This is a genomic window from Nocardia canadensis (genome assembly GCF_032656385.1).
GTDB lineage: Bacteria > Actinomycetota > Actinomycetes > Mycobacteriales > Mycobacteriaceae > Nocardia > Nocardia canadensis.
The window spans coordinates 397,182-418,058 of sequence record NZ_JAVCWB010000001.1; the positions used below are offsets into that span (position 1 = coordinate 397,182).

Here is a 20,877-nt window from a genome sequence, read left to right on the forward strand (position 1 = left end):
TTCCGTTATCGATGTGTAACCGGTGATGATCCGAGGGGGAGCTGTGCCGTTACCGCCGGGAACGATGGCGAGCCTGCATCGCGCCGCGGAGCGCGGTGACGGTACCGCCATGCACAATCTGGCCAACATCTACTACGACCACAGCGATTTCGACGCGGCCGAGCACTGGTTCCGCCGGGCGGCCGCCGCCGGGCACACCCGCGCGATGAACAACCTGGCCGTGCTGCTGGACAAGCTCGGCGAGATCGACGAGGCCGAGTCGTGGTACCGCCGGGCCGCGGCGGCGGGCAACGTCAACGCCATGTACAACCTGGCCACCCTGCTCTACCAGTGCGGTGACCGGCGCGGCGCCGAAACCTGGTACCACCACGCGGCTTTCGCGGGCAATGTCGACGCGATGTACAACCTCGCCCGCCTGTGCGAGGACCAGGATCGTCTCGACGACGCCGAGGCCTGGTATCGCGACGCCGCCGACAACGGCGACATCGACGCCGTCAACAACCTAGGCATGCTGCTGCGGAGTCGCGGTGCCCTCACCGAGGCGCGCCGCTGCTTCCGCCGTGCCGCCGATCTCGGCCACCCGCGCGCCATGGCCAATCTCGCCGCGCTCCTGGAGTCGCAGGGCGCGCACCGCGAGGCCGAGTCCTGGTACCGCCGCGCCGCCGGCTGAGCGAACACTACTGACGAACCGACCGGTTCGTGGATTCGTCGCGTTCTGTTCGTGATGTTCGCGAGATGGTCGCCGATCCATTTAGGGTGGTTGAGCACCGGGTTTATCGGCCGGGCAGCGAACCGGCGCGAAGTTACCCAAAAGTATTGATACCGAGCGGTTTTCCAGCAAACCTCAGCAAACATTATGGGGCGCAGCAATTTTCCGGCGTTCGGCGTGCGGGAATTTGCCGGGAGGTATAGCGTCACGTTCCGATAACCTCTCGAAGACAGGCCGGGGCGTGTGAATTCTCTCGACGGCTGCCTGAAACGCATCATGGATATTCCCGGTGCGTGCAGCGTGACACTGGTGGATGGGGCCAGCGGTTTGGCGATCGCCGCCGCTGGAGTGCACGACATCGTCGACGAACACGAGGATGCGGCGGGCACCACGGATGTGGTGCGGGCCGCGCTCGGGTGTTCGGCGCTGGCGACCGGACGCGCGGACGACGACATCACCGAGATCGTGGTCTGCCGCACCGGTGGCTTCCACCTGTTGCACCTGGTCGAGGGTGATTTCGACGGCAGGCTGTTCGTCCATGTCGTCTTCGACGGCGACACCGGCAATCTCGGCATGGCCCGGTATCAGCTCCGTGCCGCGCTCGAGGAACTGACGGGCGGCGATCGATGAGCTTGGCCCTCGCCGAGGAATTGCACCGGCTCGAGGAACAGGGATCGACCGGGGTACTGCGGGCCGGGGACGGCGAATTCCATCTGGCGCGCGGCGCGATCGCCTCGGCGGGCTGCCGGCGCACCATCGGCCTGGACCGGCTGGTGGTCGAGGCGGGTGTGGCCACGGCCGAGGACTGGCGCCGGGCCGGCGCGGGCGATCCCGGTCCGTTATTGCACCGGCCACGACTGGAAACCCTGGCGTTGCTGTCGGTATTCGACGCCGCCTATTTTCTGCTCGCCTCGGCCGCCGAGCCGGAATTCCTGCCCGCGCCCGAACATTGGCTCGCCCCTGTCTGCCGAGTGGCGCCGCATACGCTGCTGCACGAATGCGCCCGGCGCAGTGATTCGGAGTGGGGTCCCTGGCCCGCCGACCTCGTCGCCGCGGTGCCGGTGGTCCCCGCGCGCCGGGTGCGCCGCCATCGGGTGGTGCTCACCGGCGGCCAGGCCGAGGTGCTGGCCGCCGCCGACGAGCGGCGCAGCATCGCCGAGATCGCCCGCGACCTGGGCCGCACCACCTACGGCTGCCTGGTCGCCGTGCGCGACCTCACCACCGCGGGGCTGATCCAGGAACCCGACCCGGCGGCGGCGGAACCGGTCGTGGAGCCCGCCGTGGCCGACGCGCCCCAGTCGCCACCGGCCGTGCGGCACCTCACGCTGGCGCCCGCACCCGTGGAAGACACTGGGCGCCATCGGCATTCGGCACCGGAGGTGCCTTCCACAGGCGTGCCCGCGCTGCCGAGGCGGGTCCCGCCCGCGCTCGGCGGCGGGGGAACGGCTCGTCCGCCCCGCCCGGTGTACGCGGGGACGGGCGAGCGAACCGGTCGGCACGCGGTCGACGAGGAAGCGACCGCACCCGCCCGGCATCGCGGACACCGCACCGGCGCGGCACCGTACGAACCCGAGCGCTGGCGACAGGTCGACTGCGATGTACTCATCCGGCTCAGGGCGGCGTTGGAGGAGCTTGCGTGACCGTGCGGAAGAAGCTGCTCGGTGAATGGAGGGGAAGGACGAAGGTGGCGATGCCGGTGCCCGAACGGAACACGGCCGTATTGGCCGAACTGAAGTCGTTGCGGGAGCGCGTCCCCCGCCTGACTGGTTCGGTGGTGGCCTCCAGCGACGGGCTGCTGATCGAACACGACCTACCCCCGCACATCGAACCCGCCGGCATGGCCGCGATGGCGGCCGCGCAGCTGTCGCTGTCGTATCGGCTCGCGACCACGGCGCACGGCGGCGGATTCAACGAGGTCGTCGTGCTCGGCACCGAGGGGCAGGTGGTGATCTACGCCGCCGGCTACACCTCGCTGACCGTGCTCGCCGGCCCGGAAGTGAACGTCGGCCGGCTCCACCTGGAGTCGCGACCGGTGGCGCGCGCCATCGCCGAACACCTGGCGGCGGCGCAATCCAAGGAAGAAACCGATTGAAAGGCAAGACATGTCGAACATGGACCTGGCACTGAAGGACATGATGGTGATCGAAGGCGCGATAGGCGCCGCCGTCGTCGACTACAGCAGCGGGATGGCGCTCGGAATGCTCAGCAGCACCAAGGCGCTCGATCTGCAGGTGGCCGCGGCGGGCAACACCGAGGTGGTCCGCGCGAAGATGCGCACCATCGAGCAGCTCGGCCTCAACGAGGACATCGAGGACGTGCTCATCACCCTCGGCACCCAGTACCACGTCATCCGACCGATGACCGGCCGCAAGTCCAAGGGTCTGTTCCTCTACCTCGCGCTCGATCGCGGCCGGTCCAATCTGGCCATGGCTCGGCACCGTCTCAAGGGCATCGAGGAAGATCTGGAGGTGTGAGTTCCACCCCGCGGCGGAGGCGAGTGTCGGCGACTCCGCGTGGCCGCCGACATCCCGCGCAGCCTGTGTCGAAGCCGACTGTCGGAAATCGGACATGGACGAGTCGTCGTGTGGCATCAGCGGGCTCGTCCGCCTATTGTGATTCGCGGCGAGGTCTGGGTGAGACACAGCATGGCCACTAGCCGGGTTCACCCACCTTGACAGGGACTTATCGGGGTTTGCTCTGTATCGAGCAAGGTTGAACTGGAGCGGTATGCGGTTGAAGAAGGTTGTTGCGGCGCTGGGCGCGGCCGCGGCGATGACCACCGGCGTCATGGTCGGCAGCACGAGTGCGGCGGCGGCGCCGGGCTGCCCGAGTCTCTATGTCGTCGCGATCCCGGGCACCTGGGAAACCGGCCACGACAAGGCCCCCGGCCCCGGCATGCTCTCCGGCGTCACCAACGGGCTGCCCCGCAACACCGACGTCGACTATGTCACCTACGCCGCCACCGCGTTCCCGTGGGAGGGCGACGTCTACGGTCAGTCCAAGAAGCAGGCGGTCGACGCCGCGCGCGGACTGATCACCGCCAAGCTCGCCGCGTGCGGCGACACCGACATCGCGCTGGTGGGCTACAGCCAGGGCGCCGACGCGGCGGGTGACCTCGCCGCCGAAATCGGCACCGGCGTCAGCCCGATCGCGCCGGGCAAGGTCAAGGCCGTCGGCCTGATCTCCGATCCGCGCCGCTCGCCGACCGACGTGCAGGTCGGCCCGATCGCCGCGGGCGCGGGCGCCGGTGGCGCGCGGCCCGGTGGCTTCGGCTGGATCAGCGACCGCGTGCGCACCATCTGCGCCGTCGACGACCTGTACTGCGCCACCGCCACCGACGATTTCGTCACCCGCTTCGCCGGTTTCCTCGCGCAGAGCTCGGACGCCAACCCGGCCAACATGTGGCGCTACCAGATCGAGGCGGGCGCCATCGTCAACGACCTGATGGCCCACGGCGGCGTCCCGACCCTGCAGGCGCAGCTCTCCGAGGCGGCCAACCAGCAGCGGGCCAAGGACCTGGAGCGCTTCTACCGCTCCCAGGCCCACACCCTCTACGGCAGCTACCCCGTGGGTGGCGGCCAGACCGCCATCACCTGGATGCACAACTGGATCGCCCAGCAGGCTTGAGTTTTTGGAGCGCTGGCGCGCTCGAGTCGGCGGCCCCTTGGGTCCCGCCGGTCAGGCACCGTGGCTTGCTCCTTCGTCGCGTACGCCACGGCGCCTGACCGGCGGGACGGCCGCCGACGGCCGACTTCGTCGGCCTGCCCTCCCTAGGGGTCGGGCGTGCGTGGTTGGTTTGGAACGTCGGCCCACTCTGGTCGGCGGTCCCTCGGGTGTCGTCCGTCAGGCGCCGTGGCTTGCTCCTTTGTCGCGTACGCCCACGGTGCCTGGCCGGCGGGACGGCCGCCGACGGCCCCTCCGGTCGGGCGGGCGCGGTTGGGGTGATCGGTCAGGGGTGTGTGCGGGAGAGGTTGCGGGGGAGCAGGTCCCAGACGTGGCCGTTTTCGTTGATGGTGGCGGCGGTGCGGGAGCCGGTGCGCGAGTAGAGGATTCGGGTCACCGAGCAGTAGTCGATCGGGAAGGTCAGCGGGCGGTCCAGGCCGAGGATGTCGGCCAGCAGGACGTTGACCACGCCGCCGTGGGCGAAGGCGACGACAGTGTCGGTGGGGGCCGCGGCGGCGACCAGGCCGTCTATCGCGGTGAGGACGCGGGCGGTGAAGGCGGGGCCGTCGATCTGCTCGGGTAGCAGGCCTGCCTTGATCCGGGCGTAGGCCTCGGCGAAATCGGTCTTGGCGTCTTCGATGGGGATGTAGGCGGGCAGGTCGCGGTCGTACTCGGCGAGGTCGTCGATGACATCGACGGGCAGTTCGCGCGCGGCCGCGGTGGTGGCCGCGGTGTCGCGGGCCCGCCGCTGCGGACTGCTGACGATCCGAGCGATCTCGTGGGCGGCGAGCGCGGCGGGGACGCGGTCGGCCTGCTGGCCGCCGATCTCGGTCAGGCCGGGGTCGGCGGCGGTGGTGTCCCCGATGACGCGTTCGGGCTGGGCGTGACGCACGAGAATGAGCTGCACGCTCACACACTCTGCCGTATCGCCCGGTTTGGCGGTCTCACGGCTCCGGGTCGATTTCCTCGCGACCGGTCACGTCGGCGGTATCGATGATGACGATCTCGCGCCCGTCTTCGAGCAATACCTTCAGGAAGCCGGGCGGATTCTCCATCACATACCCGTCGACGACGCCGTTCTTCGTCTGGATGTGCTCCCGCGAAACCCACGGCACCTGCACGGTCGCGGCCAGGATCAGGGCGGCCAGCGTGACGATCAGCGCGGAACTGCCGACGAACCAGTGCGCGAACTTCGCGCCCTCCGGATTGCGCTTGTCCGCCCGCAGCAGCCCGAACAGCACCAAACCAAGGACACCGGCGACGATGAGCACCCACCACACCCGGTAGGTCCACACCAGCGCGCCGGTGAACAGGGCGATCACGACGAGCCAGGTCAGATTGCCCGCGTTGGTCCAGCTCGGTCTGCCGAGCCGGATCTGATGGATCACCGCCTCCGGCAGCAACACCGACAGGGCGATCCCGCCGAGCAGCGGACTGGCCATCAGGGTGCCGACCACCATGGCGGCGACATCGCCGATGCCGAGCGTGCCCAGTAGCGAGAAGGCGGCGTTCCAGTCGTAATCGGTGACCGCGAACAGCCGCAGCAGCAGGAACAGGCCGGCGACACCGGTCGCGGACAGCCCATGGGCCAGCCGGCGTTCGTTCGAGGACTCGCGAGGATGCCTCGTCATCGGGCGAGGATATCGCCGCGAGTCCCTCGATCAGGTCAGGGCTGGCCGTAGGGCGGCTGACCGTACGGCGGCTGACCACCCTGGGGACCGCCGTAGGGCGGCTGGGCGGGCGGCTGACCGTTGTCCTTCTTCTTGTTCTTGAGCAGGTAGATGCCGCCGATGATGAGCACGACGACGAGCAGGCAGCAGATGCCGCCGATGATCAGGCCGGAGCTGCTCTTCTTTTTCTTCTTGGCCGCCAGCTCCAGCGCGGTGTTGACCGTGTCCGAGCTCGCCAGGGTGTCGAAGCTGCTCGTGAGCAGGTGCGGGTCGACGAGGGCGGCCGTGGTCAGCAGATCCAGATACATGTAGTCCCATCCCGAGGTGTCGTTGGCCCGGCATCCTCCCGGTGCCGGAACTCCGAGACTAGCGCCGTTGGTGTGGCTTTCGGTGCGAAAGCCTCGCGGCGTCCCGGAGCAGTTGTTGATCGCGGCGCGGCCACGATTCGTTTACACGAGTAACGGTGTACCCCGAATCAGCGCGGTTTCACCAACGGGAACGGCAGCGTTTCCCGGATGCTGCGTCCGGTGATCAGCATGACGACCCGGTCCACGCCCATGCCGAGACCGCCGGTGGGCGGCATCGCGTGTTCGAGCGCCTGCAGGAAGTCCTCGTCGAGTTCCATCGCCTCCGGATCGCCGCCCGCCGCCAGCATCGACTGTTCGGTGAGCCTGCGCCGCTGCTCGACCGGGTCGGTGAGTTCGCTGTAGGCGGTGCCCAATTCGACGCCCCAGGCGACCAGGTCCCAGCGCTCGGTGACGCCGTCGATACTGCGGTGCGAGCGGGTCAGCGGGGAGACCGAGGTGGGGAAGTCGAGGTAGAAGGTGGGGTAGGTGGTCTGCGATTCCACCAGGTGCTCGTACATCTCCAGCACCACCTGGCCCGCGTCCCAGCCGTGCTGGTAGGCGATGCCCGCCTCGTCGCACAGCTCGCGCAGGCGGCTGAGTTCGGTGCGGGTGGTGATCTCGGTGCCGATGGCCTCCGAGACCGCGCTGTGCACCGTCTTCACCCGCCACTCGCCGGAGATGTCGACGGCGTCGAATCCCCCGTCGTCGTTCGGTCGCAGCGCCACCTCGGCGCCGTTGGCCGCCATCGCCGCGTCCTGGATCAACCGGCGGCACAGCTGCATCATCCGCAGGTAATCACTGTGCGCCTCATAGGCTTCCAGGATCGTGAACTCGGGATTGTGGCTGAAGTCGACGCCTTCGTTGCGGAAGGTGCGGCCGAGTTCGAAGACCTTCTCCATCCCACCGACACACAGCCGCTTGAGGTACAGCTCGGGCGCGATGCGCAGGTACAGGTCGAGGTCGTAGGCGTTGATGTGGGTGCGGAACGGGGTCGCGTTGGCGCCGCCGTGCACCTGCTGCAGGATCGGTGTCTCGACCTCGAGGAAGCCCCAGTTGAACAGCGAGTCGCGCAGCGAATGCAGCACCGCGCTGCGCTTGGCCATCACCTCGCGGGTCTCCGGATTGATCGCCATGTCGACGTAGCGCTGCCGGACCTTGGCCTCGGAATCGGCCAGGCCGCGCCACTTGTCGGGCAGCGGGTGCAGGCACTTGCCGTTCATCCGCCAGTCCTGGGCGAGCAGCGAGAGCTCGCCGCTGCGGCTGGTGCCGAGCTGTCCGCTCACCTCGATGAGATCGCCCAGGTCGAAGAACTCGGTGAACTCGGCGCTGCGGTCGGCGCCGACCCGCTCCCGGTCGATGACGAGCTGGATCTCGTCGGTCCAGTCGCGGACCACCGCGAAGATCACCCCGCCGTAGTCGCGGATGCGCAGCAGCCTGCCCGCCACCCGCACCGTCGTGCCCTTGGGGCAGGCGCGGGCGTCGGCGATGGTGTGCGTCGGGGGATAGGCCACCGGGTAGGAGTCGACGCCGGCGGCGGTGAGCCGGTCCAGCTTGTTCATCCGGACGCGGACCTGCTCGGGCCTGCGTGGGCCCTGGTCGGCGTCCTCGCCCGCCGGCGCGTCCGGCGCGCTGCCGTCGGCGTGCAGCCCGGTGACGCTCGCCGGCACCGCCGTGTGCGTCCCGGTGTGCACGGCCGCGTCGGGTTCCTTGCCGATGCGCGGCAGGAAGCCCTCGGCCAGGCCGCTGGCCGTGGCCACCCGGGGCAACTGCCTGCGCTCCTCGTACAGGAAGAAACGCGGCACCCAGCGCGGGTGGTACTTCACGTTCGACCGATACAGCGCCTCGAGCTGCCACCAGCGCGAGAAGAACAGCAGCACACCGCGCCACGCGCGCAGGATCGGGCCCGCCCCGATCCGGCCGCCCTCCTCGAACACCGAACGGAACACCGCGAAGTTCAGCGAGATCTTGGTGATCCCGTACTGGTCGGAGTTCAGCGCGAGCTGGGAGATCATCAGCTCCATCACGCCGTTGGGGCTCTGCGGGTCGCGGCGCATGAGTTCCAGCGAGACACCGGTGCGGCCCCACGGGACGAACGAGAGCATGGCGTGCACCCGGTCGTCGTGGTCGACCGCCTCGACCAGCAGGCAGTCGCCGTCTAGCGGGTCGCCGAGACGGCCCAGCGCCATCGAGAAGCCGCGCTCGGTCTCGGTGTCGCGCCAGGCGTCGGCGCGGGCGACGATGTCGGCGAACTCGGCGGCGGGGATGTCGCGGTGCCTGCGCACCCGCACCCCGAGACCGTTCTTGCGCAGCCGGTTCGCGGCCTGGCGGACCTGCTTCATCTCGGGCCCGGCCAGCGAGAAGGTGCGGGTGTCGAGGATCGCCTCGTCGCCGAGGCGCAGTGCCGCGAGCCCGGCATTGCGGTAGGCGGTGGCGCCGATCTCGCTGGCGCCCATCACCGCGGGCGCCCAGCCGAACCGGTCGGCCTCCTCGAGCCAGGCCCGGATGGCCTGCGGCCAGGCCTGTTTCGGTCCGATCGGATCGCCGCTGGCCAGGCTCACGCCCAGCTCGACGCGATAGGTGATGGCGGCCTTGCCGTTGGGCGCGAACACCACCGCCTTGTCCCGGCGGGTGGCGAAGTAGCCCAGCGAGTCCTCGACGTCGCCCGCCGCGAGCAGCCCGCGGATGGCCGACTCGTCCAAGGCGGTCATCGCGTTGTCGGCGCGGCGTGAGCGCAGCAGCACCACCACGGCGGTGAGCAGGGCGATCGCGCCGAACAGGCCGAGCAGGAAGTTGACCCACGGACGCGGGTGCCCGTCGAAATGCTCGTTGTTCACCAGCACCGCCGCGGTCACCCGGTAGACCGCCCACAGCGGGCGCTGCACCCCCTCGGGAAGGGTGCCGGGCGCGAGTTCCACCAGCCCCCAGCCGATCAGGCAGCCCAGCGCCAGCCCGGCCACCAGCACGCCGATCGCCTTCCACAGCGCCCCCGGCCGGACCCGGGTATAGAACTCGTTGCGCGCCGCGATCAGGATCCCGATGACGACGACGTGCACGATGCAGGCCACCAGCGCGTCGATGTCGTCGTCGACGACGAAGTCCGCGATGTTGGACACCGCGTAGAGCAGCAGGTACACCACCAGCAGCCACCACGCGACGCGCTTGCGGCTCGCGATCGCCCCGGCCAGCAGGCCGACCACCACCGCCCACACCAGGCTGGTGTCGGGAGCGTCGAAGTAGTACACGTCCACGTAGTGCCGCGGCACCTGCGTCAGATAGCGCAGGGCGGGCGAGAGACTCCACAAGAACAGCAGCACCGCGAAGACGCCCAGGACGAGCCCGGTGATGTGCGGTACCTCGGCCAGCCTGCCGTGCCCACGGTGCGGAACGGTGGCGCGGCTCTGCGGTGCCTCGACGATGGGGTGTTGCTCGGCCTGCGTGGTGGTCACCGATCCAGTGTGCGTGCATCCGGGCCGGATCGGTGTGGCGGACGCTGCGGCGTGTTCGTCACGCGCGCCGGTAGTGGGGCCGGTGGCGACCGGATTTTCGCCGGAGGGTAAGTATTAGCGCATGTCGGAACCAGTCGATGTGCCGATCGATGACGAGGTCATCAAGCTCGGGCAATTCCTGAAACTGGCCAACCTGATCGATTCGGGCTCCGAGGCCAAGACGGTGATCGCCCAGGGCCTGGTCCGGGTCAACGATGAGGTGGAGCTGCGCCGCGGCAGGCAACTGCAGGTCGGCGACGTCGTCGTGCTGGCGGGCCACAAGGTGCGGGTATCGGGGAACTGACCGTTCTACCCAACCTCCCCGCACGCCCCGACCCCGAGGAGGGGCAGGCCGACGCAGTCGGCCGTCGCGGCCGTCCCGCCGGTCAGGCGCCGTTGCGCAAGCGACGCAGGAGCAAGCAACGGTGCCTGACCGGCGGGACCAAGGGGCCGCGACCTCGAGCGCGCCAGCGCTCCAACTACTCCGCGCGGACCACGACGCCGTCGTGGTCGCTGTAGAGCATCTCGCCGGGCACGAAGGTGATGCCGCCGAACTCGACGGTCACGTCCTTCTCGCCGCTGCCGGTCTGGGTGCTCTTGCGCGGGTTGGTGCCCAGCGCCTTCACGCCGATGTCGAGGGTGCGCAGGATCGCCGAGTCGCGCACGGCGCCGTTGACGATCACGCCGGCCCAGCCGTTGTCGACGCCACGGCCGGCGATGATGTCGCCCACGAGCGCGGTGTGCACGCTGGCGCCGCCGTCGACCACGAGGACCTTGCCCTCGCCCGGCTCGCCCAGGGTCTGCTTGACCAGCAGATTGTCCTGGAAGCACCGGATCGTGGTGATCCGTCCGGCGAACGCGGCCCGGCCACCGAACTGGATGAACTGGGTGTCACAACTGCGGATCTCGGGGCCGATCTCGTCGGCCAGATCGGCGGTGGCCACAACATTCGCTGATTCGGTCATGGCCTGCATTCTGTCAGGCGCCCTCGACATGCGCCTTGGCGATCTCCCTGACCAGGCTGTCTGTGGTGTGCTTCACCGCGATCTTGACGAACGGCTCGATCGTCTTGCCCAGCATCTTGCCCGCGAGACCGCCGGGCACGAAGTACTCGATGGTCGCGTCGACGGTGCACAGCGCGTCGCCCTTGGGATAGAAGTGGAATGTCGAGATGATCTCGAATCCCTTGATCGACTTGATGCCGATCACGCGGCCCTTCTCCCACTTCACGACCTCGACCCGGGACTTGAGCGACGCGGGGCCGAGCTTCATGTGGCCGTCGAAGGTCGCGCCGAGCCCGTCGGTCTGGTCGGTGACCGGGACGAAGGATTCGATGCCGTACAGGAAATGCGGCAGGTTGCGGTAGTCGTTGACGTAGTCGAACGCCGTCTCGGCGGACGCGGCACAGTCTTCGACGATCCTCACTTCGGTCATAGCGGCCACTTTAATGGTCCGCCGCGACCGATCGGGCTACGCGGTGACGGCCAGGGTCGCGGCCAGGCCGAACGCCAGGCCCATCGCGGTGACCTCGATGGCGGCGTTGCGCAGGGAGATCTCGGCGGTGACCCGGTGGTCGGCGGCCCGGCGCACCCAGCTGCGCCGCCACCACCAGCCCAGGCCGGTCAGCGCGCAGAGGACGGCGAACTTCGCCAGCAGGATCCGCCCGTAGCCGGTCGACCACAGCGGTTCGATGCCGCCGATACGGACGAGTCCGTCGATCGTCCCGGTGGCGGCCACCGCCAGCACCAGGGGTGCGGCCAGCGCCGAATAGCGTGGCAGCGTCCTCGCCCAGCCGCCGCGGGTGCGCAGCACCACCGCCATCGCCAGCAGCAGCCCGAGCCAGCATGCCGCGGCCAGCGCGTGGATCGCGGCCAGCACCGAACCGAACATCTGCTGGGACATGTGGCCGGTGATCGGGCGCAGGGCCAGCGCGACCGCGGCGAACACCAGCACCAGATCGGCCGACGCCGCGTCGGGCCTGCGGAAGGCCAGTGCCGCGTAGCAGGCGACGGCGCCGGTGCAGAACAGGATCGCGATGCCGATCTGCCCGCCGCTGAGGTTGGTGAGGAAGGTGCCGAACTCACCCGCGCCGAGCCGGGTCACGGGCACGCCGACCACCTCGGCGGCCTCGGCCACCAGCACGGCGAATTCGGCCGCGAACCAGACGCCGGCCAGCGCGGCCAGCGGCCGCCAGGCCACCCGCAGCCGGTCGTCGAGCCGGGGCAGGGCCGCCAGCCCGAGCACCACCGCGCCCGCGCCGTCGGCGAGCACCCGCGCGCCCGCCGACCAGGGGAAACCGCCGCCGCGGCGCAGCAGCCAGGCCAGCGCCACCCCGGCCACGGCGGCCACCACGACCGGCACCAGGACCCGCCACTGCCGCAGCGTCGTCGCGGGTACCCGGCGACCGGTCGTCATGCTGGCTACTTCTTGCGGCCGGACAGCAGCGCGACCGCGAGGCCCGCGCCGAACAGCACCACGCCACCGGCGATGAACACCCACACCGGCACGCCGCCGTCGGAGTCGCCGCTGTCGGCCGTGTCCGCACCCGGCTTGGGTCCCGGCGTGCCGGTACCCGCCTTGCTCAGCGTGAAATGCCGGGTCCCGCTGACAGGGTGCCCGTCGGCAGAGGTGACCCGGAACGCGAGGGTGTATTCGCCGACCGGCCCGAGCTCGCCCAGTTCCACACTGACGGTGCGGCCCTCGACGAGCGCCTTGCCCTTCGACCACAGGCGACCGTCCGGGCCGACCACGGTCAGCGACGGAAAGTTCTGCTGCAGTTCCTCGTTGAAGGTGATGCTGGCGCGCGGGGGCCCGGCCTCGACGGTCGAGCCGTCCTCGGGCACGCTGCTCACGGCACCGGAGTGCGCGCTCGCCGTGCCCGCCGCGAACATCGCGGCGAACAGGCCGGCGATCAGCACCGCGAGCACCCGGCGTCCGATGCGCAGCCGCGCGGATCGGTTGATATCGGCGACGAGATGATCGGCCCGCATCACGACCGCCGCGAACGGAAGACGAGGCCGAGGCCGAGCGCGGCCGCGAACAGGCCGAGGGCCAGCCCGATGCCGCCGAGCCAGCGCGCCACCGTGTCGGTCTCCGCGACGCTGGTCTCACCGGAAGCGACCCTGTGGTCGCCGCCCGCGTCACCGCCGTCGGCGCCCAGCGTGATCGACGGTGCCGGATGCTCGGGCTCGGCACCGCCGGTGCTCGGCTGATCCCAGGCGACGACCTTGCCGTCGCTGTAGGTCTGGGTGGCGGGGAAGTTCACCGTGTCCTGCGCGGGCAGCGGGCCCAGCGAGAGCACGAAGCGCTGGAACTGGCCGGGGCCGACGCCCGGGTTGCCCGGGTCGGCGGTCCAGGCGACGGCGACGGCCTCGCCCTTGTCGTTGCGCTCGACCTTGGCTGTCCAGCCCGGCATCGGCTCGGTGCGCACGCTTTTCAAGTTCGGCACGGTGACGCGCAGCGCGGTGGTGGCCGCGGTCTCGGATTCGGTCGGCACCTTGAAGGTGGCGACGGTGTACTTGCCCTGGGCGGCGCCCGGCGCGTCGACGGTCACGTGCGCGGCCGCCGAGCCGCAGGCGGCGAGCACCAGACCGGCCGCGACGGCGGCGGTCCCGGTGCTACGGGTGATGAAGTTGTGCATGGAAAGCCTTCTGTCCGAAGAGATGCTGATGTCGTGACGAATCAGGCGGACAGCGGCGGCGCGCGCGGACATCGCGTGCCCCGCGTGGGGCGGCCCGGCCCGGCGAACGCCAGGCCGCGCCAGCGCGGCGCGCGCTGGACGATCGCGGTCGACGGCGCCGTGAGCACGGCCCTGACCACGCTGGACGCGACGAGATAGAGCCGCTCGGCGACGAGAATCAGTGCGGCGCAGGCGAACGCCGCGACGGTGTGCGCGGCCACCATCGGCGCGCTGGGCAGGTGGAACAGCTCGTCGTGGTGCGCGAGCGACGCCGACAACGCGGAGTGCCCGGCCCATTGCCCACCGAGCAGCACCGCACCGGCTCGCAGCAGCGGCGCGCCACCGGATCGCACGCGCGATCCGCCCGCGACGATGCCAGCGCCGAGCGAAACCAGCAGCAGCAGGGCGATATCGGCCGAGTGCGGCACGCCACCGCCCGCACCGCCGTGCGCGGCGACGGCCAGCGCGCCGACGAGTACGCCGCAGCCACCCCCGCGCAGGCGGGCGGTGAGCTGCGGCGTGGTCACGACGGGATCAGCGCACGCCGAGCCGGGCGAGCGCGTCGGTCTCCAGCACGCCCAGTTCGGCCGAGATGGACGCGTGCACGGCCTTGCGGCGCGCGGCGGGCATCTGCTCGGCGGTGTTCACCGCGACGGTCAGGTCGGTCAGCCGGGACCGGGCGGCCTCGACGAACTTCTTGGTGTCGGCGTCGCCGGGGGCGTCGGCGGCGACCTTGTCGAGCGCGCTCTCGGTATTGGTGATGCGGGCCTGCAGGCGCGCGCCGTGACCGCTGAACTCGCCCAGCTGATCGAGCCCGATGCCGAGCTGCTGTGCCTTGCGGGCGTCGAGCTGGCCACGCACGTAGGTGGCGCCGCGGTAGGCCAGCGGCGCGAGCACCGGGACCAGCACCCGGGCGACGCCGATGTACTTGCGGATCTGGCTCGCGCTGAACAGTTCGCGGTCGGCCTTGGCCGCCAGCTTCTGGGCGGCCTTCTCCTCGGCCTGCAGGGTAGCGATCTGCGCCTTGGCCACCTTGGCCTCGGTCTTGGCCTGTGCCTTGGCCGCGCGCCGGGTGGTGCGTTCGCTCGCCTTGGCGGCCTTGCGCTCGTTCTTGGCGCTCAGCTTCGCCTCCACGGCGGCTTTGTGCTTGAGCGCCTTCGCCTCAGCGCGTCGGCTCGGGCGCCGCTTGCGCTTGCTGAACAACCCCATGAGATCAGGCCCTCCGTCATGCTCGCCAAGTCATGAGGCAGTGCCGGGGTAGCGGCCTGCCGTACTTCGTAGCGTAGTGGGATGAGGGTAGCGATTGGGCATTGTGTCGGGGGGAGGGACCATACTGCTTGCGTGCGTGCAGCCGAGGACGACTTCGACGGCGGGCCGGTGCATCGCCCGGCCCCCGCTTCCGCTGCGCTCGATCGAGGTACCGATACCGGGCTCGCCGAGTCCCGGATCGCCTTCCTGGACGCGCGCTCGCTGATCGGGTGCAGGCACCGCCTGCGCCTGGATGCCGAGCATCCGGGGACCATCGCCGAGGTCAGGGAGGATCCGGGCGTTCAGCAGCGCCGGGAGGCCGCCGCCGCGCACCGTCTCAAGGTCCGCGACGAGCTGGTGGCCGCCGCACCCGCCGACTGGGTGGTGATCGAGCCGCAGCTGCGCGCGGGGGAGAAGGCCGCGGCGACGATGGCCGCGATGGCGGCGGGCGCCGCGCGCATCTGGGGCGGGCTGCTGCCGCAGGAACCCGATACCGGCCGTCGTGGCGGCGCCGAGTTCCTGCTCCGCGACGACGACCGTGGCGGCTACATCCCGATCATCGTGGTCAACCACAAGGTCACCGACCCGCGCAGGCCCGATCCGGCCGATTTCCACCCGCTGACCTCGGACCTGTTCCGCTGGCAGCCCCGCCGCGACAAGCACGTGAAACTGCGTCCGCAGCCGCGCGACCAGCAGCGCCTCGCGCACCTGTACCGGATGCTGCAGCGGCACGGCATGGCCAGCCCCGCCCTGCTCGGCGGTGCCATCGGCCTGGCCCTCGACCGCATCCTCGTGCACGACCTGACCAACGTCCTTGCCGACTACGACCAGCGTTACGGCGACCGCATCGCGGTGGTGCGCGGCGAACTGCCGACCCAGCCGTCGAAGGTGCCCGAGTGCAGGCAGTGCCCGTGGTGGGTGCGCGGCGCGGGCAGCGAGCCCAGCTGCGAGGGTCAGCTGGCGCTGATGCGCGACGTCAGCCTGGTGGCGCCCGGCTCCCGGGCCGACGTGCTGCGAGTGCACGGCGTGCAGACCGTCGACGAGCTGGCCGCCTGGGAAGGCGAGGACCCGGAGGACTGGCAGCACGGCCCGTTCTCCGAGACCGTGGTCACCGCCCGCGCCTGGATCGAGGGCGCGCCGCTGGTGCGCCGCTTCGACACGGTGAGCGTGCGCCGCGCCGACGTGGAGGTCGACGTCGACCTGGAGAGCTACCAGGAGGACGGCGCCTACCTGTGGGGCACCCTGCTCGACGGCGTCTACCGGCCGTTCGTCACCTGGGACCCGCTGCCCACCGAGGACGAGGGCCGCTCCTTCGGCGAGTTCTGGACCTGGCTCATGGCGGTACGCGCCGAGGCGCACGCCGCGGGCAAAACCTTTGCCGCCTACTGCTACTCGCGCACCGCCGAGGACAAATGGCTCTACGAGTCGGCCCGCCGGTTCGCGGGCAGGCCGGGCGTGCCGACGCACGAGCAGGTGCGCGCGTTCGTCGATTCGCCCGAGTGGGTCGACATGTTCCAGGCCGTCACCGACCAGTTCATCTGCCCCAACGGCAAGGGTTTGAAGAAGATCGCCCCGGTCGCCGGCTTCGGCTGGCGCGACCCGGAGGCCGGCGGCGAGGCGTCGATGGGCTGGTACCGCCGGGCCGTCGGCTACGACGCGGAATCGGACCTGTCCCAGCGCACGCGCCTGTTCGAATACAACGAGGACGACGTGCGGGCCACCCAGGTGCTGCGCGACTGGATGACGCAACGGGCCGTCGACGAGGTTCCCTCCCTGGCCGACTTCGGACGGTAATACGATCGGGGGCGTGACAGAGCACGTCGAAACCCTCGAGTTCCAGGCCGAAACCCACCAGCTCCTGGAGCTGATGATCCACTCGGTCTACTCCAACAAAGACACGTTCCTGCGGGAGCTGATCTCGAACGCTTCCGACGCACTGGACAAGCTGAAGCTGGCCACGTTCCAGGACAAGGACCTCGTCGCCGACACCTCCGACCTGCACATCGAGCTGGAGGTCGACGCCGACAAGCGCATCCTGACCGTCCGGGACAACGGCATCGGCATGTCCCGTGCCGAGGTGATCGATCTGATCGGCACTCTCGCCAAGTCCGGCACCGCCGAGCTGCGCCGCAAGCTCACCGAGGCCAAGTCCGATGCCGCCGCCGAGGAGCTGATCGGCCAGTTCGGCATCGGCTTCTACTCCACCTTCATGGTCGCCGACCGGGTCACCCTGACCACCCGCAAGGCGGGCGAGGCCGAGGGCACCCGCTGGAGCGCCGCCGCGGGTAGCTCCACCTACGAGATCGACACCGTCGCCGACGCCCCGCAGGGCACGGCGGTCACCCTCGAGCTCAAGCCCGCCGACGAGGACGATCACCTCTTCGATTACACGCAGGAATGGAAGCTGCGCGAGATCGTCCGCAAGTACTCCGATTTCATCGCCTGGCCGATCCGCATGCAGGTCGAGCGCACCGTGATGGAGGGCGAGGGCGAGGACAAGGTCGAGAAGACCATCGTCGAGGACCAGACCCTCAACTCGCAGAAGGCGCTGTGGACACGCCCGCGCAGCGAGGTCTCCGACGAGGAGTACAAGGAGTTCTACCACCACGTCAGCCACGCCTGGGACGAGCCGCTCGAGATCATCCCGATGAAGGCCGAGGGCACCTTCGAATACCAGGCGCTGCTGTTCATCCCGTCGACCGCGCCGTTCGACCTGTTCACCCGCGAGCACAAGCGCGGCGTGCAGCTCTACGTGCGCCGGGTGTTCATCATGGACAACTGCGAAGAGCTGATGCCGGAGTACCTGCGCTTCGTCAAGGGTGTGGTGGACGCGCAGGACCTCTCGCTCAACGTCTCGCGCGAGATCCTCCAGCAGGACCGCCAGATCCAGATGATCCGCAAGCGGCTGGTCAAGAAGGTGCTGTCGACGGTCAAGGACCTGCAGGGCGCCGAGGATCAGACGAAGTACCAGACCTTCTGGACCCAGTTCGGCCGGGTGCTCAAGGAGGGCTTGCTCTCCGACACCGACAACCGCGAAACCCTGCTCACCGTGTCGTCTTTCGCCTCGACCGCCTCGGAGTCCGAGCTCACCACGCTGAAGCAGTACGTGGAGCGGATGCCGGAGGGCCAGGACGCGATCTACTACATGACCGGCGAAAGCCGTGCGCAGGTGGAGAACTCGCCGCATCTGGAGGCGTTCAAGGCCAAGGGCCGCGAGGTGCTGATCCTGACCGACCCCGTCGACGAGATGTGGGTCGGTTCGGTGCCGGAGTTCGACGGCAAGAAGTTCCAGTCCATCGCCAAGGGCGAGGTCGACCTGGAGACCGAGGACGAGAAGAAGGAGACCGAAGCCCTGCGCGAGCAGCAGGACAAGGACTTCGCCGATCTGCTCGGCTGGCTCGGCAAGACCCTCGACGAGGTCGCCAAGGAGGTGCGCCTGACCAACCGGCTCACCACCTCCCCGGCCTGCCTGGTCGGTGACGTCTTCGACTTCACCCCGATGCTCGAGCGCATGTACCGCGCCTCGGGCCAGGCGCTGCCGGAATCCAAGCGCATCCTCGAGCTCAACCCGACCCATCCGCTGGTCACCGGCCTGCGCGACGCCTACGACGCGCGCAAGTCCGATGCCGACGAGGGCAAGGTTCCCGAGCTCGCCGAGACCGCCGAACTGCTCTACGGCACCGCGGTTCTCGCCGAGGGCGGCGAGCTCAAGGATCCGGCGCGCTTCGCCCAGCTGCTCACCGACCGGCTGACCCGCACCGTCTGAGGTCCCCGCGATGGCCGCTTCGCCCGAGGCGGCCATCGCGCCCTGCGGCAAGAGCTGGATTCGCTGTGCGGAATACGGGTGCCGACCAGCCCCGCAGGCCGCACTATGGAGAGATGGCGGCGGGGCATCTGATCCGCCGGGCGCGGCCCGGTGACTACGACGGCCTGATCGGGGTGGTCGACCACTGGTGGGGCCGGACCGTGGTGCCCAGCCTGCCGAGGTTGTTCCTCGACCACTTCCACCGCACCAGCCTGGTGGCGACCGACGACGACGGAATCTCCGGCTTCCTCATCGGTTTCGGCTCCCCGTCCGACCCCGACGCCGCCTACATCCATTTCGTCGGCGTCCGCCCCGACGCCCGCAAGGTCGGCCTCGGCCGCACCCTCTACGACGAATTCTTCGAGCTGGCCAGGGCCGATGGCCGAAAAGTGGTCACCGCCATCACTTCTCCGGCCAACTTCACCTCGATCGATTTCCACCGCAGCCTCGGGTTCACCGTCACCGGCCCGGTGCCGGACTACAACGGCCCCGGCCACGCCCTGATCACCTTCGAACGAACTCTCTGACACCACACGGCCACCGAACCGTAATCTTGGTCCGGGCATCGATCGCGGAGTGAGAGGAACGGTCGCACATGTCGGAGGGGACGTCGGTCACGGCACAGCCGTGGGATCTGGTGGCCGAGGGTTATGCCGCGGCGGCGGCGACCGTGCTCGGTCCGTTCGCCGAGCGCGCGCTCGAATTCGTCACTCTCGAACCGGATTCCATTGTCGTCGATGTCGCGGCGGGAACGGGACTGCTCAGTCTCGCGGCCGCGGCCGCAGGGGCGCGTGTCGACGCGATCGACGTCTCGGCGCCGATGATCGAACAGCTCACCGCGGCCGCCGAACGCGCCGGGCGCACCACGATCACCGCCCAGGTCGGCGACGGCCAGGACCTGCCGTACCCGGACGGCCGCTTCCACGCCGGATTCTCGCTGTTCGGCCTCATGTTCTTCGCCGACCGGCCCCAGGGCTTCGCCGAATTGCGCCGGGTCCTGCGTCCTGGCGCCACCGCCGTTGTCTCGGCCTGGGCGCCCGCGGTCGACTCCTCGCTCATGCGCGCGCTGTTCGGCGCGCTGAGCGCGGGCGACCCGAACGCCGCGCTACCGCAGCCCAACTCGCGCGGCCTGGAGAACCCCGCCGTCTTCGCGGCCGAGATGCGCGCGGCCGGCTTCGACGCGGTGACGATCCGCCCGCACACGGTCGAGGTGAGCTTCCCGAACGCGGCTGCGCTGTGGGACACCATGACTCGCAGCAGCGCCCCGCTGACCACGCTCAGACACGAAGTGGGCGAGGCGGAATGGCAGCGCCGCACGGACGCGGCCGTCGAGCACCTCACGGTCACCTACCGCGCGAACACCGCGCTGTCCACCACGGCCCTGTTCGGCATCGGCACCGTCCCCCCGGCCTGAACGACGACTGCCCGCCGCCGAAACCGGCGACGGGCAGTCGTTCCACAGCGCGTAGTGCCTAGCGCGGGGCCATGCGCAGGGCGCCGTCCATGCGGATGGTCTCGCCGTTGAGGTAGTCGTGGCTCGCGATGTACTCGACGAGCTGGGCGTACTCGTCGGGGCGGCCGAGACGCGACGGGAACGGGACGCCGGCCTCGAGGCCCTTGCGGTACTCCTCGGTGACACCGGCCAGCATCGGGGTGTCGATGATGCCGGGGGCGATGGTGTTGACGCGGATGCCGAACTGGGCCAGGTCACGCGCGGCGGGGACGGTCATGCCGTGCACGCCGCCCTTGGACGCGGAGTAGGCGATCTGGCCGATCTGGCCCTCGAACGCGGCGACCGACGCGGTGTTGATGACCACGCCGCGCTGGCCGTACTCGTCGACCGGCTCGGTCTTGGCGATGGCGTCGGCGGCCAGGCGCATCACGTTGAACGTGCCGAGCAGGTTCACGGTGATGACGGTGCGGAACAGCTCCAGATCGTGCGGGCCGTTCTTGGACAGGATGCGACCGGCCCAGCCGACACCGGCGCAGTTGACCACGATGCGCAGCGGGGCGGGGCCCTCGGTGATCTGGGCGATCGCGGCGGCCACCTCGTCGCCGCTGGTGACGTCGGCCGCGATCAGGGTGACACCGGCGGGGACGTTGTCGCCCGCGCGCTCGATCGACGCCGGGACGTCGAGGCCGAAGACGGTGGCGCCCGCGTCGGCGAGACGCTTGGCGGTGGCGGCACCGAGGCCGGATGCGCCTCCGGTGACGATGGCGGCGGAACCCGAAATCTCCACGATGGTCCTCTCGTTCATGACTACTAGTTGG

At 69.9% G+C, this 20,877-nt stretch carries 23 protein-coding genes; 11 read left to right on the plus strand and 12 right to left on the minus strand.

Annotation, left to right across the window (positions count from 1 at the left end; genetic code table 11):
* The first annotated feature begins 64 nt into the window (after positions 1-64).
* The 6 genes from Q7X29_RS01760 (at position 65) to Q7X29_RS01785 (ending at position 4,336) form a co-directional block, all read left to right on the plus strand.
* Positions 65-670 (plus strand): tetratricopeptide repeat protein, encoded by a 606-nt coding sequence (locus Q7X29_RS01760; protein WP_316573105.1) that lies wholly within the window; start codon positions 65-67, stop codon positions 668-670.
* A 348-nt stretch (positions 671-1,018) separates the two neighbouring features.
* Entirely contained in the window at positions 1,019-1,339 is a 321-nt protein-coding gene (locus tag Q7X29_RS01765) for a hypothetical protein (protein WP_316573106.1), read from the plus strand.
* On the plus strand, positions 1,336-2,349 hold the full coding sequence (locus Q7X29_RS01770) for a hypothetical protein (protein ID WP_316573107.1): 1,014 nt from the start codon (positions 1,336-1,338) through the stop codon (positions 2,347-2,349). Before Q7X29_RS01765 ends, Q7X29_RS01770 begins: the two co-directional genes overlap by 4 nt.
* A gap of 50 nt (positions 2,350-2,399) precedes the next feature.
* On the plus strand, positions 2,400-2,801 hold the full coding sequence (locus tag Q7X29_RS01775) for a roadblock/LC7 domain-containing protein (protein ID WP_218716116.1): 402 nt from the start codon (positions 2,400-2,402) through the stop codon (positions 2,799-2,801).
* A gap of 10 nt (positions 2,802-2,811) precedes the next feature.
* On the plus strand, positions 2,812-3,183 hold the full coding sequence (locus Q7X29_RS01780; RefSeq protein ID WP_218716109.1) for a hypothetical protein: 372 nt from the start codon (positions 2,812-2,814) through the stop codon (positions 3,181-3,183).
* A gap of 253 nt (positions 3,184-3,436) precedes the next feature.
* Positions 3,437-4,336: a cutinase family protein gene (locus Q7X29_RS01785; RefSeq protein WP_218716117.1), complete on the plus strand. Its 900-nt coding sequence runs from the start codon at positions 3,437-3,439 to the stop codon at positions 4,334-4,336.
* Between the two features lie 322 nt (positions 4,337-4,658).
* On the opposite strand, the gene Q7X29_RS01790 is transcribed toward Q7X29_RS01785, so the two are convergent.
* From Q7X29_RS01790 to lysX, 4 genes are all read right to left on the minus strand, one after another.
* The gene (locus Q7X29_RS01790) at positions 4,659-5,279 is read right to left on the minus strand and encodes a histidine phosphatase family protein (protein WP_316573108.1); all 621 of its coding nucleotides are present in this window, start codon (positions 5,277-5,279) and stop codon (positions 4,659-4,661) included.
* A gap of 37 nt (positions 5,280-5,316) precedes the next feature.
* Entirely contained in the window at positions 5,317-6,003 is a 687-nt protein-coding gene (locus tag Q7X29_RS01795; RefSeq protein ID WP_218716110.1) for a hypothetical protein, read from the minus strand.
* Between the two features lie 35 nt (positions 6,004-6,038).
* Positions 6,039-6,350 (minus strand): hypothetical protein, encoded by a 312-nt coding sequence (locus Q7X29_RS01800; RefSeq protein WP_255586676.1) that lies wholly within the window; start codon positions 6,348-6,350, stop codon positions 6,039-6,041.
* Positions 6,351-6,517: 167 nt separating this feature from the next.
* Positions 6,518-9,835 (minus strand): bifunctional lysylphosphatidylglycerol synthetase/lysine--tRNA ligase LysX, encoded by a 3,318-nt coding sequence (gene lysX / locus Q7X29_RS01805; RefSeq protein WP_316573109.1) that lies wholly within the window; start codon positions 9,833-9,835, stop codon positions 6,518-6,520.
* Between the two features lie 121 nt (positions 9,836-9,956).
* Between lysX and Q7X29_RS01810 the strand changes: the two genes are divergently transcribed.
* Positions 9,957-10,178: an RNA-binding S4 domain-containing protein gene (locus tag Q7X29_RS01810; RefSeq protein ID WP_218716112.1), complete on the plus strand. Its 222-nt coding sequence runs from the start codon at positions 9,957-9,959 to the stop codon at positions 10,176-10,178.
* Positions 10,179-10,353: 175 nt separating this feature from the next.
* Here the strand turns inward: Q7X29_RS01810 and rraA are convergent, their stop codons facing one another.
* Genes rraA through Q7X29_RS01845 form a run of 7 tightly spaced genes read right to left on the minus strand, consistent with a single transcriptional unit; the run spans position 10,354 to position 14,762 of the window.
* Complete coding sequence (rraA, locus tag Q7X29_RS01815; protein ID WP_316573110.1) at positions 10,354-10,839, minus strand: ribonuclease E activity regulator RraA; 486 nt, start codon at positions 10,837-10,839, stop codon at positions 10,354-10,356.
* Positions 10,840-10,852: 13 nt separating this feature from the next.
* Positions 10,853-11,308 carry an SRPBCC family protein gene (locus tag Q7X29_RS01820; protein ID WP_218716114.1) on the minus strand — a complete coding sequence of 152 codons (456 nt, stop codon included), beginning with the start codon at positions 11,306-11,308 and terminating at the stop codon, positions 10,853-10,855.
* 36 nt (positions 11,309-11,344) lie between these two features.
* Positions 11,345-12,289, minus strand: coding sequence for a CopD family protein (locus Q7X29_RS01825; protein WP_316573111.1), 945 nt, complete (start codon positions 12,287-12,289; stop codon positions 11,345-11,347).
* Between the two features lie 5 nt (positions 12,290-12,294).
* A complete protein-coding gene (locus tag Q7X29_RS01830; protein WP_316573112.1) occupies positions 12,295-12,864 on the minus strand; it encodes a copper resistance CopC family protein in 570 nt (189 codons plus the stop codon).
* Entirely contained in the window at positions 12,864-13,514 is a 651-nt protein-coding gene (locus tag Q7X29_RS01835) for a YcnI family copper-binding membrane protein (RefSeq protein ID WP_316573113.1), read from the minus strand. The genes Q7X29_RS01830 and Q7X29_RS01835 overlap by 1 nt, the downstream gene beginning before the upstream one ends.
* Positions 13,515-13,555: 41 nt before the next feature.
* Complete coding sequence (locus Q7X29_RS01840; protein ID WP_316573114.1) at positions 13,556-14,080, minus strand: hypothetical protein; 525 nt, start codon at positions 14,078-14,080, stop codon at positions 13,556-13,558.
* A 7-nt stretch (positions 14,081-14,087) separates the two neighbouring features.
* Complete coding sequence (locus tag Q7X29_RS01845) at positions 14,088-14,762, minus strand: DUF6474 family protein (protein WP_218716122.1); 675 nt, start codon at positions 14,760-14,762, stop codon at positions 14,088-14,090.
* 237 nt (positions 14,763-14,999) lie between these two features.
* Between Q7X29_RS01845 and Q7X29_RS01850 the strand changes: the two genes are divergently transcribed.
* From Q7X29_RS01850 to Q7X29_RS01865, 4 genes are all read left to right on the plus strand, one after another.
* On the plus strand, positions 15,000-16,595 hold the full coding sequence (locus Q7X29_RS01850; RefSeq protein WP_218716137.1) for a TM0106 family RecB-like putative nuclease: 1,596 nt from the start codon (positions 15,000-15,002) through the stop codon (positions 16,593-16,595).
* A gap of 13 nt (positions 16,596-16,608) precedes the next feature.
* Positions 16,609-18,567 carry a molecular chaperone HtpG gene (gene htpG, locus Q7X29_RS01855; protein WP_218716123.1) on the plus strand — a complete coding sequence of 653 codons (1,959 nt, stop codon included), beginning with the start codon at positions 16,609-16,611 and terminating at the stop codon, positions 18,565-18,567.
* A gap of 113 nt (positions 18,568-18,680) precedes the next feature.
* Positions 18,681-19,133, plus strand: a complete 453-nt coding sequence (locus tag Q7X29_RS01860) for a GNAT family N-acetyltransferase (protein WP_218716124.1) — start codon at positions 18,681-18,683, stop codon at positions 19,131-19,133.
* A gap of 68 nt (positions 19,134-19,201) precedes the next feature.
* Positions 19,202-20,020, plus strand: coding sequence for a class I SAM-dependent methyltransferase (locus tag Q7X29_RS01865; RefSeq protein ID WP_255586681.1), 819 nt, complete (start codon positions 19,202-19,204; stop codon positions 20,018-20,020).
* Between the two features lie 58 nt (positions 20,021-20,078).
* On the opposite strand, the gene Q7X29_RS01870 is transcribed toward Q7X29_RS01865, so the two are convergent.
* Positions 20,079-20,846 carry an SDR family NAD(P)-dependent oxidoreductase gene (locus Q7X29_RS01870; RefSeq protein WP_218716139.1) on the minus strand — a complete coding sequence of 256 codons (768 nt, stop codon included), beginning with the start codon at positions 20,844-20,846 and terminating at the stop codon, positions 20,079-20,081.
* Positions 20,847-20,877 lie beyond the last annotated feature (31 nt).

Excerpts from the sequence above, each read along its gene's own strand:
- Q7X29_RS01820 (WP_218716114.1), bottom strand. The coding sequence starts at position 11,308 with ATGACCGAAGTGAGGATCGTCGAAGACTGTGCCGCGTCCGCCGAGACG.
- Q7X29_RS01785 (WP_218716117.1), top strand. The coding sequence starts at position 3,437 with ATGCGGTTGAAGAAGGTTGTTGCGGCGCTGGGCGCGGCCGCGGCGATG.
- Q7X29_RS01835 (WP_316573113.1), bottom strand. The coding sequence starts at position 13,514 with ATGCACAACTTCATCACCCGTAGCACCGGGACCGCCGCCGTCGCGGCC.
- Q7X29_RS01770 (WP_316573107.1), top strand. The coding sequence starts at position 1,336 with ATGAGCTTGGCCCTCGCCGAGGAATTGCACCGGCTCGAGGAACAGGGA.
- Q7X29_RS01760 (WP_316573105.1), top strand. The coding sequence starts at position 65 with ATGGCGAGCCTGCATCGCGCCGCGGAGCGCGGTGACGGTACCGCCATG.
- rraA (WP_316573110.1), bottom strand. The coding sequence starts at position 10,839 with ATGACCGAATCAGCGAATGTTGTGGCCACCGCCGATCTGGCCGACGAG.
- Q7X29_RS01825 (WP_316573111.1), bottom strand. The coding sequence starts at position 12,289 with ATGACGACCGGTCGCCGGGTACCCGCGACGACGCTGCGGCAGTGGCGG.
- Q7X29_RS01800 (WP_255586676.1), bottom strand. The coding sequence starts at position 6,350 with ATGTATCTGGATCTGCTGACCACGGCCGCCCTCGTCGACCCGCACCTG.
- Q7X29_RS01780 (WP_218716109.1), top strand. The coding sequence starts at position 2,812 with ATGTCGAACATGGACCTGGCACTGAAGGACATGATGGTGATCGAAGGC.
- Q7X29_RS01845 (WP_218716122.1), bottom strand. The coding sequence starts at position 14,762 with ATGGGGTTGTTCAGCAAGCGCAAGCGGCGCCCGAGCCGACGCGCTGAG.
- Q7X29_RS01795 (WP_218716110.1), bottom strand. The coding sequence starts at position 6,003 with ATGACGAGGCATCCTCGCGAGTCCTCGAACGAACGCCGGCTGGCCCAT.
- Q7X29_RS01775 (WP_218716116.1), top strand. The coding sequence starts at position 2,400 with ATGCCGGTGCCCGAACGGAACACGGCCGTATTGGCCGAACTGAAGTCG.
- Q7X29_RS01810 (WP_218716112.1), top strand. The coding sequence starts at position 9,957 with ATGTCGGAACCAGTCGATGTGCCGATCGATGACGAGGTCATCAAGCTC.
- Q7X29_RS01860 (WP_218716124.1), top strand. The coding sequence starts at position 18,681 with ATGGCGGCGGGGCATCTGATCCGCCGGGCGCGGCCCGGTGACTACGAC.
- Q7X29_RS01865 (WP_255586681.1), top strand. The coding sequence starts at position 19,202 with ATGTCGGAGGGGACGTCGGTCACGGCACAGCCGTGGGATCTGGTGGCC.
- Q7X29_RS01830 (WP_316573112.1), bottom strand. The coding sequence starts at position 12,864 with ATGCGGGCCGATCATCTCGTCGCCGATATCAACCGATCCGCGCGGCTG.